A 13,077-nucleotide genomic window follows, 5' to 3' on the forward strand; every position below is an offset into this window, starting at 1 on the left:
AAGGTGCTCCTATTTCGTGACGTCCGGGTCCTGCATCACTTTGAGGGTAGAGGACTCCGGATCAAATTCATCTTCTTCCAGCTCTATGAACTCTTCCGGCAGGAAAATGTTCAGCACGATTGCACAGAAAGCGCCCACGGTGATCGGCGACTCGAAGATGTTGTGCAGCGCCTTGGGCAGCTCGCGCAATACTTCCGGCACGGCAGCGACGCCCAGGCCCATGCCGAGGGAGATCGCCACGATCAGCACATTGCGCCGATGCAACCCGGCTTCGGCAAGGATCTTGATCCCAGCGACGGCCACGGTGCCGAACATGATCAGGGTGGCGCCGCCCAGTACCGGCTTGGGCATCAGTTGCAGCACCGCACCGATCATCGGGAACAGCCCCAGCAGCACCAGCAGGCCGGCGATGAAGTACGCCACGTAGCGGCTGGCTACGCCGGTCAACTGGATCACGCCGTTGTTCTGGGCGAAGGTCACCATCGGCAGGCTGTTGAAGGTGGCGGCCATCGCCGAATTGAGACCATCGGCCAGCAGGCCGGACTTGATGCGCTTGATATACAGCGGGCCCTTGACCGGCTGTTGGGAAATCATCGAGTTGGCCGTCAGGTCACCGGCTGCTTCCAGCGGCGAGATCAGGAAGATCACCGCCACCGGGATAAACGCCACCCAGTCGAACGAGAACCCGTACTTGAACGGCACCGGCACACTGATCAACGGCACCTCAGGCAGCGCCGCCATGTCCACGCGGCCCAGCAGCCAGGCCACGACGAAGCCCAGGGTCAGGCCGATCACGATCGAACCCAGGCGCAGGAAGGGGTTATTGAAGCGGTTGAGCACCACGATGGTCAGCAGCACCAGCGCCGCCAGGCCCATGTTGCTCGCCGCGCCAAGGTCGCTGGCGCCAAACCCGCCGGCCATGTCAGTAACCGCCACCTTGATCAGCGACAAGCCCATGAGTGTGATGATGGTGCCGGTGACCACCGGGGTAATCAGCTTGCGCAGCTTGCCGATGAACTGGCTGAGCACCACCTCGATAAACGCGGCGAAAAAGCAGATGCCAAAGATCGTCGAGAGGATCTCGTCAGTGCCGCCGCCCCGGGCCTTGACCATGAAGCCCGCGCTGAGAATCACGCTGATAAACGAAAAGCTGGTGCCCTGCAGGCACAGCAGCCCCGAGCCGATCGGGCCGAAGGTGCGTGCCTGCACAAAGGTGCCGAGCCCCGACACGAACAGCGCCATGCTCACCAGGTATGGCACTTCGCTTTCCAGGCCCAGTACGCCGCCGACGATCAGGGTGGGGGTGATGATCCCGACGAAACTCGCCAGCACATGTTGCAGCGCGGCAAATAGGGCGGCGGTGAAGTGCGGGCGGTCTTCCAGGCCGTAGATCAGGTCGGATTTATAGCGGGGGCGCGGGGCTTGAGCGTCAGACAAAATGCGGGCTCGGGTCAGAAAATGGAGGCGCAGGATGCCAGAAACTGCCTGTCGTCAGAAGTGTAAAAAAATATTTATAAAGCCCCTGCGGGAAACCGCAGCGCCTGCCGATAGCGTGGTTAGGCCCACATACTAATGACAACGGTGGTGACCAAGGTCTTGGCAGTGCGTTGACGCTGACAGATCGTTTCGCGGCAGGGACGCGCGCAGACACTACTTTTGAGAGCACCCCCATGTCCATCCGTAATCTGAATATCGCTCCTCGCGCTTCTCTCGGTTTCGCGTTTATTGCTGTGTTAGTGGTTGTATTGGGGGTATTTGCGGTCAACCGTATGACGCTGATCCGCCAAGCCTCGGTGGACATGAGTACCAATCAGCTGCCGAGCGTGACGTCACTGTCGGTGATCACCGAAAATGTGCTGCGTATGCGCATCCTTTCGTTCCGCGTGCTGGTCAACCGTGAGCCTGCCGGCCTTCAGGAAGCTGAAGTGCGTATCGGCGTGCTCGCCGACAAGGTGAAGACCGCCCAGGCCAGTTACGCAGCCTTGCCTGCCGGCCCCGAGGAGGCCGCCCTGTACAAGGTATTCACGACCACCCTGGACAACTATCTCAAGGCTCAGGCCGAGATGCTGGCGCTGTCCAGGGAGAACAAGGTCGATGAGATGCGCACCCTGATCAACACGCGGATCAAGGACGGCACCGACCAGATGGGCGAACAGCTGAACAAGCTGGTCGCCATCAACGCGGCGGATGCCAAGCAAGCCAACGAGGACGCCGGGCAAAATTACAGCAGTGCCATCACTGGCGCTATTGTCGTTTCGGTTGCCGCCGCATTGCTCACGGTATTGCTGGCCTGGCTGCTGACCCGCAGCATTGTCGCCCCCTTGCGCAAAGCCGTGGAGGTGGCCGAAACCATTGCCGGTGGCAACCTGACCAAGACCATTGAAGACGACGGCAAGGACGAACCGGCGCGCTTGCTCAACGCCTTGTCGACCATGCAAGGCAACCTGCGCCAGACCATCCAGCACATTGCGGGGTCGGCCACCCAGCTGGCGTCTGCCGCTGAAGAGCTGAGTGCGGTCACCGAGGAAGCCTCCAAGGGCCTGCAGCAACAGAACAATGAAATCGACCAGGCCGCTACGGCGGTCAACGAGATGACTGCGGCGGTGGAAGAAGTGGCGCGCAACGCGGTGTCCACCTCCGAGGCGTCGACCCAGTCCAACCAGGCGGCGCGGGAAGGGCGCGACCGCGTGGTGGAAACCGTCGGCGCGATCCAGACCATGACCCAGGACGTGCAGACCACTGCCGCGATGATCGAAGGCCTGGCCACCCAAGGCCGGGACATTGGCAAGGTGCTGGACGTGATCCGCGCGATTGCCGAACAGACCAACCTGCTGGCGCTTAACGCCGCCATCGAAGCGGCACGTGCCGGTGAGGCCGGGCGTGGCTTTGCGGTGGTGGCCGACGAAGTGCGGGCATTGGCCCACCGCACGGCGCAGTCGACGCAGGAGATCGAGAAGATGGTCGCCGGTATCCAGAACGGCACCGGTGAAGCCGTACAGTCCATGCAGCAGAGCAACCAGCGCACCCAGGACACCCTGGAAATGGCCCGCGCCGCCGGTGTGGCCCTGGAGCAGATCACCCAATCCATCAGCCTGATCAACGAACGCAACCTGGTGATCGCCAGCGCCTCGGAAGAACAGGCCCAGGTGTCCCGCGAAGTGGACCGCAACCTGGTCAATATCCGTGACCTGGCGACCCAGTCGGCGGCGGGTGCCAACCAGACCAGCGCGGCCAGCCATGAGCTGTCGCGGTTGGCGGTGGACCTGAATGGGATGGTGGCCAGGTTCGTTATTTAGCTGGCTGAAATAATGTGATTTAAATGTGGGAGGGGGCTTGCCCCCGATGGCGGAGTGTCAGTCGACATATCTATAACTGATCCACCCAGATCGGGGTGTAGCCCCCTCCCACATTTGTTTTGGGGTGGGTCAGGAACTACTGTTTCCACGCTGCTGCATTCACCAGGTTTTTCGGCCTTTGGCCGGCCAGCGCCTGCAACAGATTCTCCACCGCACACGTCGCCATCGCCTCCCGCGTCTCATGGGTCGCCGAGCCGATATGCGGCGTGGCCACCACATTGTTCAGGCGCAGCAACGGCGAGGCATGATCCAGCGGCTCCTTCTCGAACACATCCAACCCCGCCGCCCTAATGGTGCGCTGTTGCAATGCCTCCACCAGCGCGGCCTCATCCACTACCTTGCCCCGCGAGATATTGATAAAGATCGTCTCCGGGCCCATCAACGCAAACTGTTCGGCGCCGATGAGTTTCTCGGTTTCGGCGGTCAGTGGCAACGTCAGGCAGACAAAGTCGGCCTGTTGCAGCAACTCGTTCAAGCTGCGGTACTGCGCGCCAAAACGGGCTTCCACCGCAGGCTTGGGCGAATGGCTGTGGTAGATCACCGGCATGCCGAAACCAAAATGCCCGCGCTGGGCCAACGCTTCGCCGATGCGGCCCATGCCGATGATGCCGAGGGTCTTGCCATGCACGTCGCTGCCGAAATGCGCCGGGCCGATGTTTTTGCTCCACTGGCCGGCTCGCACCATGTCGGCCAGTTCGACCACACGGCGCGCGGTGGCCAGGATCAGCGCAAAACCCGTGTCGGCAGTGGTTTCGGTGAGCACATCCGGCGTATTGCTGAGTAGGATGCCGCGCTCGGTGAGGTAGTCGATATCATAGTTGTCGACGCCCACCGACACGCTCGCCACCGCCTCCAGTCGTGGCGCCAGGTCCAGCAGCCTGGCGTCCAGGCGCAGGCTTGCGCCCAACAGGCCGTGGGCGCCGGGCAGGGCGGCGCGCAACTTGGCCAGGCCGGTCTCGTCCAACGCTTCGATCAGCGTGACCTCGGCCTGTTCATGCAGGCGGGCCATCAACGGTGCCGAGAGTTTCTTGTACAACACGACAGACTTTTTCATGCGGTCTTTACCTTCAATTCCGGGTTGGGCGCCGGCGTACGGTCACTGGCGCCGGGCTTGAGAAAAATCGTCAGCACCACCGACAGCAGCAACGCACCGCTCATCAGCAGGTAAGAGGCGCCAGGCGAACCGGTGCTGCTATTGAGATAGCCCACCAGGTACGAGCCGCCGAATGAACCCAGGGCGCCCATGCTGTTGATCAGCGCCATGGCGCCCCCGGCGACGTTGGCCGGGAGAATTTCCGGGACGATGGCGAAAAACGGTCCGTACGGCGCATACATGCACGCGCCGGCAATAACCAGCAGGGTGTAGGACCACCAGAAGTGTTCGGCGCCGAGCACATAGGACGCGTAGAACGCGATGGAGGCGATCAACAACGGCGGCCATACGAAGCGCTTGCGTTTTTGCAGCTTGTCCGAGCCCCACGACACCACCAGCATGCCGATCACCGCCGCCAGGTAAGGCAGCGCCGACAGCCAGCCGGCTTCGACCATGTCCATCTGCAAGCCTTGCTTGAGAATCGACGGCAGCCACAGTACAAAGCCATACACGCCGATGCTCCAGCAAAAGAACTGCAGCGCCAGGATGATCACCTTGGGCGAGCGGAACGCTTCGGCATAGTTCTTCACCGCCTTGATCCCGACTTGCTCGGCGGCCAGCGCGGTTTCCAGGTCCTGTTTCTCGGCGTCGCTCAGCCACTTGGCATCCTTTGGACGCTCATCGGCCAGCTTCCACCAGATAAACGCCCACAGCACGGCTGGCAGGCCTTCGATGATAAACATCCAGCGCCAGCTGAAATGCTGCACCAGATAGCCCGACACCACGGACATCCACAGCATGGTCACCGGGTTGCCGAGGATCAGGAAGGTATTGGCGCGCGAGCGCTCGGCACGGGTGAACCAGTGGCACAGGTACACCAGCATCGCCGGCATCACGGCAGCTTCCACCACGCCGAGCATGAAGCGAATCACGATCAGCATGTAGGCGTTGGACACCACGCCGGTCAGGGTGGCGAGGCCGCCCCACAGGATCAGGCTGACGAAGATCAGCTTCTTGACACTGCGTTTCTGCGCGTAGATCGCCCCCGGCACCTGGAAGAAAAAGTAGCCAAGGAAAAACAGCGCGCCCAGCAACGACGACATGCCGGGGGTGATCATCAGGTCTTCGGCCATCCCGGAGGCGGCGGCGAAGCCATAGTTGGCGCGGTCCAGGTACGCCAGGCTGTAGGTGATAAAAACGATGGGCATGATGTACCACCAACGGCGGGTGGCGAGTTTCACGGTGTCCATGGGGTTGCTCCTGAGCTTGTTGTAGTTGTGGCAACAGGGAATGGGTCAGGCAACGGATCGAATCGGTAACTCTGAACGGGTGGGCAAGCCTTCCATATCGCCACGGCTTTGCACGGCGCGGCTGCCGATCCAGTTGCCGCGCTGCACCGCCTCGGGAAAGCTGAGGTTTTCCAGCAGGGCGCTGATCATGCCCACGGCAAAACCGTCGCCGGCGCCAACGGTGTCGACCACCTTGTCCACCCGCACGGCGGCGACGAAGCCCTGGTCCATCTGGGTGCGGTAATAGGCGCCGTCCGGGCCAAGCTTGATCGCCACGGCTTCGGCGCCCTGGTCGAGGTAGAACGCGGCGATATCGGCCGGGTCCTCGAAGCCGGTCAGCAGGCGACCTTCACCCAGGCCCGGCAGGACCCAATCGGCCAGGCCAGCGAGGGCGTTGATTTCGCGGATCATCGTCTGTTGGTTGGCCCACAACGATGGGCGCAGGTTGGGGTCGAACGACACGCTGCGCCCGGCCTTGCGCATCTGGGTCATCAGCTCGGCGGACAACTCGCGGGTGGCGGCGGACAACGCCGGCGGAATGCCGGTGGCATGCAGATGGCGGGCTTGCAGCAGGGCAGGGCTGATGGCTGCGACGGACAAGTGGCTGGCTGCCGAGCCTTTGCGGAAATACTCGACCTGAGGGTCATCACCCGTTTCTTCACGGGACTTGAGCTGAAAGCCGGTGGGGTGCAACGGGTCGACCGCCACATGCCGGCAGTCCAGGCCTTCTTTGCTCAGGGTGTCGACCACAAAGCGGCCGAGAGAATCATTGCCGACCCGGCTCAGCCAGGCCACGTTGAAGCCCAGGCGTGACAGGCCGATGGCGACGTTGCTGTCCGCCCCGGCAATGCGCTTGTGAAACTGCGCCACTTGCGCCAGGTCGCCGGTCTGTTCGGCGACGAACATCGCCATGGTTTCCCCAAACGACAGGATATCGATCTCAGACATGGGCATTCTCCACGCGCGGTTGGCCAAGGATGGCGAGGGCGGCAATGTGCCGGGTGGTGACCTCGACCAGGTCATCGCCTTGCAGCGGGAATTCCACCGCCCGGGTAATCCCTTGAGTCATATGCTTGAGCAGTTGTTCCCACAGATGCAGGTCGGTGGCGCCCGGCGGCACAGCGACCAGCTTGCCATCCGGGCGACGGGCCACGGCCTTGCAGTGCAGGTAATCCACATGCCGGCCCAGCAGGCGCGCGGCGGTGAGGGCGGATTGGTCCTGCCATTGCCAATTGCCGATGTCGAAGGTCATCTTCACCGGCAGGCCCAGGCGCTCCACTTCGGTGAAGAAGCGCTGCAGGGGTTCGATGCGACCGCCGTGCAGGGTCTGGTCGTTCTCTACCAACAGGCGGACCGGGTGGCGGTTGAGCAGGGCGTGCAGGCTTTCCAGGTCGTTGGTGTCGGTGAAGTAGCCGAGGGAGACCTTGAGCCAGCTTGCGCCAAAAGCCTGCGCACGATCCAGGGTTGCTGCCAGCTCGGCATTCGGTTGGGCGCGGCCGGCGACCCACAGTTCCAGGGGCGATGAGAACACCGATTCCAGGTCCTGATTCGCCGCGGCCTCGGCCAGTTCCTGGGGCTGTTCATGGGTTAAAAGCTCTTCGCGCCATTCGATGCGCTGGGCGCCGGCGGCGGCGAGAACCTCGACAAAACTCGACTGGCCTTGCTGGCGTACCAAGTCGGCGCCGTAGCTGGAAAGGCTGATGGAGACGGGGTATTTATGCATTGTTGTTTACCTCTGAAACCGGTTTCATTTTTGTTCAAAATTTTTTAGAGGGGCCGGGTCGAACCACGGACGATCAGCTCGGGCAGGAAATCCAGGGTACGTGTTGGCTCGGTATCGCCGCGCAGGCGCTTGAGCAGGCAATCGAATGCCGTTGCACCGATGGATGCGGTCGGTTGGGCGAGGGCGGTAATACCCGTGCCTACCAGCGGGTACCAGTCCAGGTCATCCAGGGCGATCAGGCCGATGTCGTCGAACAGGTTGCAACCCAGGTTCTTCAGCGCACGGGTGCAGGCCAGCGCCGCCACGCCGTTGGCACAGAACAGTGCCTTGGGGCCAGGTTTGGCAAGAAAGGTGTGCAGGTGTTGTTGCAGTGTTTCATCCAACGCCAGCACAGCGCCGGTCAATGCCGGGCGGCTGGCGATTTCAGCCTTGAAACTGTCCAGGCGCTCCAGGCGCGAACTGGTGCCATCGGTGGCTTCACTGACCATCAGCACATCGCGGTAACCCTGTCGCTCGAGGTGTTCCACGGCCATACGCACCGCCGCCGGGTTGTCCAGGCCGACCAGGTCGCTGTGCAGCGGCTCGACCTTGCGGTCCACCAGCACCAAGGGCATTTCCCGTTGCAGTTCCAGCAATTGGTCCAAGTGATGGCCGAGGGTATTCACGATCAGCCCTTCGATGTTGTACGAACGCAACGCCGCCAGGTGCTGGCGCTCCTGTTCGTCATCGCGGTCGGTGTTGCACACCACCAGGCTGTAGCCGTGCTGGCGGCAGGCGGTCTCGGCGCCGTGCATCACGGCAATGGAATAGGGGTTGCGGATATCGGCTACCAGCATGCCGATCAGGCGCGTGCGCCCGCGCTTCAAACCACGGGCCATCTGGTTGGGGCGGTAGCCGAGTTCGTCGATGGCCTGTTCGATGCGCCGGGCGATGGCATCGGAGAGCAGGGCGCGGTCGTCGCCGATAAAGCGCGACACACTGGCCTTGGATACGCCAGCGCGCTCGGCGACGTCGAGCATGGTCACGCGGCTGCGTTGGGCGGCGGAAAATGACGTCACGGTTATGGGCCTTTCTTATTAGGATTTATTTAGCGTGTTACAGGAAATACAAGGTTTGAAACCGGTTTCAGGAGACACTAATCGCGAAAGGTCGTCAAGCGGGAATGGAGTAATGTCTGGGGCGCGGGGCTTTTCTTAAAGTGACGAATGGTCGGGCTACCTGTTAATTCTGACAGTTTCGCGGTATTGGCGACGGGTGTTTACTCCTTTCACGTCACCAAAGATAGGAGCCCGAAAATGCCCGCTTCCAGCCCGTTCGTGTCACATCAGACCGTCCTGCTGCATGCTGCTGCGGGGGTTAATATGCATGGAGACTTTGAAGAAATTGTTGGGGTAGATCCAACTGATCCTGATGGCCTGATTCGTCTTTCCGTCTCGCTAGCACCCTTGGAGTGTCGCATTCCTCAATGGATTCCGGGTCCATCGCAGGGTCGAGTCGAGACGCTTAAACTGTGGTGGCGGATTCAAGGGATCGATGTATTGGCCGACGAGCATCCGTTCACCGGCCCACTGAACCCGGCGGACTTTCCCTATTCTCTGTATGTACCTGCCGATTACATGCGGGAAATTGATGCGGTCGCTCATGTTTACTTCACAATTGTGGACGAAACTGGCTTTAGCGTTCCATCACAGCCTTCCAAGCTCACTGTTGATAACAACCCTCCTCGATTTATTGATCCGGACGAAACAGCTCAATTCGTTGACCCGGATATTGCCTTGACGGGCATCACTGAGGATGTACTTGCTGCGAACCCGACCATTGAATTTCTGGTACCCGACTACATCGACAGGGCCGGGCGCGATGAGATCGGATACTACCTGGATCATAATGTACCCCCGGTGCCGGCGATCCTGAAGGGGCGTGAAACCTTCGATTTCATTGATGCACCCTTGATCTTGAGAGTTTCTTCAGGCGTGTTTCGCACACTCAGAAACGGTACAAACCACCTGCAATATCGTTTGTATGATCGCGCTGGTAACTTTTCCGGATTAAGCGCCCCGCTGACGTTCCAGGTCAACCTGCTTGCCATCCCCAGCAATCTACCGCGTCCCCAGATCCGACCTCCGGCCTATGATGATCTACTGATCGATCGCGAAGATGCACGGGCGATCGTCGCAGCGGGTATCCCTACCCAATATGACGACTTTGCGCCGGGGGACAACGTCTTGTTCTTTTTGGACGGCCGTCCGGTTCTCCCACCGCGACCTATCACGGGGTTCCCAAGTTGGGTCGATATACCTTGGAGCATTTTGCGGCCTCCCGGGACTTTGGTTCGGGAGCAAATACAGGCGCATTATGAAATCCATCGCGCAGGTATCCCCCCGGTTCCATCGCCCTCGGATTTTTTTTGGGTGGATTTGACAATTGCCGGTCAGGACCACGCTAACGCGCCCGCGAGACTCAACACGTCGTTGTCGAGGGTGGATGTTTTTGGACTGGGGTCGGGATTACATAATGAACTTGATATTCGGGATGAGACGCTGGGCGCGCAAGTTTGGGTACGGCTGTATATGGTGCCAGTTGCTGGAGAACGGTTGACACTTCATTGGGGAACAGTGGGGGCGGTTGCTCACTACGTTGTTCAGACGGGAGATGTGTTCGACCAGCCCGTCCGGTTCTTGCCTGATATACCTGGCAGTGTGATAACGGCAGGTGGCAATCATCCTCAACTCCCCGTTTTCTATGTGACCACCAACGGTGTGAATGAACAAGACTCACCGACAACGTTGGTGAATGTTCATATTGATCCTTTGATAGTACTTAGGCCACCGACAATCCAACATACGTTACATGGGGGCGCCCAGTATTTGACATGCAATTCCCGGCCACCCATTTGTGAAGGTGTGATATGGCAAGTACCTCATGATGCTTCTTTCCAGTTGCATGATGTCATTGAGTTTAGTTGGGAAGGTTACACCGACAATGCTGGGGCTCCTCCTTCCATTCCGGGGACTGATTTTGTGGAGCAAGTTCCATTAGACAGCCCTGCTGATGTAGCCAACGGCGTGAAGATAAGGGTTTGGCCCTGGGAAAAAATCGAGCCGATGCAAAACTATGCTTCTGCGTACGCACGTTATCGCTTGTTGCGTGGCGGCGTTCCCATTGGGAAGTCTACTGATCGCCTGGTCAGGATTGATCGAGTGTCTGCGGGGAGCGGGAAGGTTTGTTTCCCTGGTGATACGGGGTTTTGCGACGGTAGCTGATTTTTAGTAGCGGTAAGTTGAGGCTTATGTGCTGAGAGGAAGTTTCGCTTTTTCAACCGGCGCAAGAGGCAGTGTTTGCGTGGAAGATCTGTGGTGCTCATGCAATAGACGACTGTAAGAAATTAAATCAGATCATAGGCGGTTAGAAATGAAAAATATCAACAGGAACCTTAAAAAACCAACGCTGAGTGTTACACCCGTGCCGATAGCCTTGGATGATCCGCTAATTGATGGTTTGGTCGACGAGGCCAACTATCCGGGACTGATATCGCGTGACGCTTCAGATGCTCCGTTTCTACAGATTGATATCCCGCTGTCTACCTGGGTTCCAACCCCTATGAACCCAGCAAGAGCGGATGTTCTAGACCTTCACTTTGACGATATCGGTAACTTTGAATCAGGTTTGGTCGTCAGCGAACCGGTTTTTTTTTCCACTCCACTCCCCATGTTCTATTCCACACGAATTTCGAGGAGACTGCTGACAGAAGGGCTCCACCACGTCAGCTATAAGATAACGTCGGGCGGTCCGGGAGGTAATCCTTCCGGCTCCCGCCAATTGCCTTTGGTGGTCGACCGTACCGCTCCCTACGATAGCGTTCCTTACGTACCCCGTGCTTTGACGCTGCCTGCAGGTTGGCCAGGTAGCCTTACCGAGACTTTTCTGGCGTCTCATGATGCTGGAGGGGGCGTCCCCTTTGGGATTCCCGATTACGCGGCGGAAGGGGCTGATTCAAGTGACTTCTGGCGACTGTCCTACGCGGGTTCTAATGTAATCATCGCTCAGGGCCCGGTGTTTCCAGATAGGGTGGTGCGTTATAGCCGAGCCTTGGCCGAAGCAGCGGAGGGTCCCAGAAAGCTTGAATACCGGCTCGTTGATGTCGCAGGTAACGTGAGCGATGCGTCATTCGAGTTACCCATCTCAGTAGCGCTTACTCCAGCTCCCGTGCTGACGGCTTGCGGGGTCAGGGACGCTGTGTCGGTGACGGGGGTAGGGGACCGCCTGATCGATCGTCCAGATACGGCGAAATCTTTCGGCATGTTGGTGATCATTCCAACTTATGCTGCTGATCGAACGGCAGACGAGTTTATCGTGCACTTGACCACCACGCACGGCACCCGGGACGTTGGGCCACTCCCCTTGGGTGGAGCACCGTTGCCTTTCGATTTTCATGTGGGTTATTCGGTTCTTGCGGCACTGTATGGGACCAGTATTGGCCCTATCAGTCTGACGGTTGAGTACACGGTACGCCGCCACGGCGTACCGCATAAAGTCCCGACTGCCACAGTCATCAATTTGGATTTGTTCGAGGGGGGGCCGGACTATCCAGAGAAACCCGATCCCATCAACACCAATCTTCTGTTGCCAGTGCTGACCGGAAAGGGGTCGGGCAAGACCAATGAACTTGATGACACCGACAACGGGCTGGATGCTGATGTCGTGGTGGAGTTGTGGAGTGATCCGCCGTTGCCGTCGGCTCGCGATTTCACCATTCATCTGTACTATATGCACGAGCTGGTCGATAGCCGGTCCGTGGTGGCTGCAACGGCAATGCCGGGCGATGAAATTTCCATGAGGGTTCCGTGGCCCTATATTCAACGCCATTCCAATGCGACGATTCCGCTGCACTATCAAATCGAGGTGGCCGGTACAAACAATCGCGCGACTTCTGGGCCTCAGAGCATCAACGTCAATGCCAATATCATTGCCCTTCAGAAACCGACAGTGCTGGGAGCACTGCCAGAGGTGCCGGGAACACCGCCGCTGCCGGGTGAGATTCGTTGCGGGGCGTTGCTTGCACCGCAAAGGTTTGCGCGCGTGGCAGTTCCACCGGATCCCGAACTGATGAAGCGCGGCATGATCATCACGGTGTATTGGACGGCCTGCAGTGATGATGACGGGACCATGCCTATTGCATCTGCTACGGATACATTTCCTTATGGACCGCTTACACCCCAAGAGGAGCAACTGGGCTTCACAGTACCCATCGGCCCGTATGATACGTACATCAAACCCATCAACAAGGCGAACCACAGTATGGGCTCGGTAGTGATCAAATATAACGTGCCGATCATCGGCACCGGACCGACGGACTCACCCGAAGCCTTGTATTTAGTGCGTGGCGTTTCAGCAGGGCCGGTTTACTGCGACGGTACGCCGTGGCCTGGAGCATGACAGGTAAGTGATAAAGGGGAGCGACAAGCTCCTCTTTTTTTGTCTTACTGCTGGCTTTCTTTATTCAAGTATCACACGCAGATAAATCCTACATACCCATTCCCCCTCTATCCCTAATCTGCAGCCCGTCGAGGCTTGGTCCCATCTCGCTGGGTGCCGGTCAATTCGTTCCTTTGGGAA

At 59.3% G+C, this 13,077-nt stretch carries 9 protein-coding genes; 3 read left to right on the plus strand and 6 right to left on the minus strand.

Annotated features, from left to right (window positions below; translation table 11 throughout):
- Positions 1 to 9: 9 nt before the first annotated feature.
- Positions 10 to 1,437 (minus strand): nucleobase:cation symporter-2 family protein, encoded by a 1,428-nt coding sequence (locus LUU92_RS12935; protein ID WP_092248998.1) that lies wholly within the window; start codon positions 1,435 to 1,437, stop codon positions 10 to 12.
- Between the two features lie 233 nt (positions 1,438 to 1,670).
- On the opposite strand from LUU92_RS12935, the gene LUU92_RS12940 reads away from it, so the two are divergent.
- Positions 1,671 to 3,296, plus strand: coding sequence for a methyl-accepting chemotaxis protein (locus LUU92_RS12940; RefSeq protein ID WP_257103745.1), 1,626 nt, complete (start codon positions 1,671 to 1,673; stop codon positions 3,294 to 3,296).
- A 136-nt stretch (positions 3,297 to 3,432) separates the two neighbouring features.
- Here the strand turns inward: LUU92_RS12940 and LUU92_RS12945 are convergent, their stop codons facing one another.
- Genes LUU92_RS12945 through LUU92_RS12965 form a run of 5 tightly spaced genes read right to left on the minus strand, consistent with a single transcriptional unit; the run spans position 3,433 to position 8,519 of the window.
- Positions 3,433 to 4,410 (minus strand): NAD(P)-dependent oxidoreductase, encoded by a 978-nt coding sequence (locus tag LUU92_RS12945; protein WP_093127595.1) that lies wholly within the window; start codon positions 4,408 to 4,410, stop codon positions 3,433 to 3,435.
- Positions 4,407 to 5,699 (minus strand): MFS transporter, encoded by a 1,293-nt coding sequence (locus LUU92_RS12950; RefSeq protein ID WP_071490628.1) that lies wholly within the window; start codon positions 5,697 to 5,699, stop codon positions 4,407 to 4,409. Before LUU92_RS12950 ends, LUU92_RS12945 begins: the two co-directional genes overlap by 4 nt.
- A 45-nt stretch (positions 5,700 to 5,744) precedes the next feature.
- A complete protein-coding gene (locus LUU92_RS12955; RefSeq protein WP_257103746.1) occupies positions 5,745 to 6,686 on the minus strand; it encodes a sugar kinase in 942 nt (313 codons plus the stop codon).
- Positions 6,679 to 7,461 (minus strand): sugar phosphate isomerase/epimerase family protein, encoded by a 783-nt coding sequence (locus LUU92_RS12960; RefSeq protein ID WP_257103747.1) that lies wholly within the window; start codon positions 7,459 to 7,461, stop codon positions 6,679 to 6,681. Before LUU92_RS12960 ends, LUU92_RS12955 begins: the two co-directional genes overlap by 8 nt.
- A gap of 44 nt (positions 7,462 to 7,505) precedes the next feature.
- Entirely contained in the window at positions 7,506 to 8,519 is a 1,014-nt protein-coding gene (locus tag LUU92_RS12965) for a LacI family DNA-binding transcriptional regulator (protein ID WP_071490625.1), read from the minus strand.
- A gap of 237 nt (positions 8,520 to 8,756) precedes the next feature.
- On the opposite strand from LUU92_RS12965, the gene LUU92_RS12970 reads away from it, so the two are divergent.
- Entirely contained in the window at positions 8,757 to 10,724 is a 1,968-nt protein-coding gene (locus LUU92_RS12970) for a hypothetical protein (RefSeq protein ID WP_257103748.1), read from the plus strand.
- 148 nt (positions 10,725 to 10,872) lie between these two features.
- Entirely contained in the window at positions 10,873 to 12,897 is a 2,025-nt protein-coding gene (locus LUU92_RS12975) for a hypothetical protein (RefSeq protein ID WP_257103749.1), read from the plus strand.
- The last annotated feature ends 180 nt before the right edge of the window (positions 12,898 to 13,077 follow it).

Origin of the sequence: Pseudomonas extremorientalis (assembly GCF_024584605.1) — a bacterium.
GTDB lineage: Bacteria > Pseudomonadota > Gammaproteobacteria > Pseudomonadales > Pseudomonadaceae > Aquipseudomonas > Aquipseudomonas extremorientalis.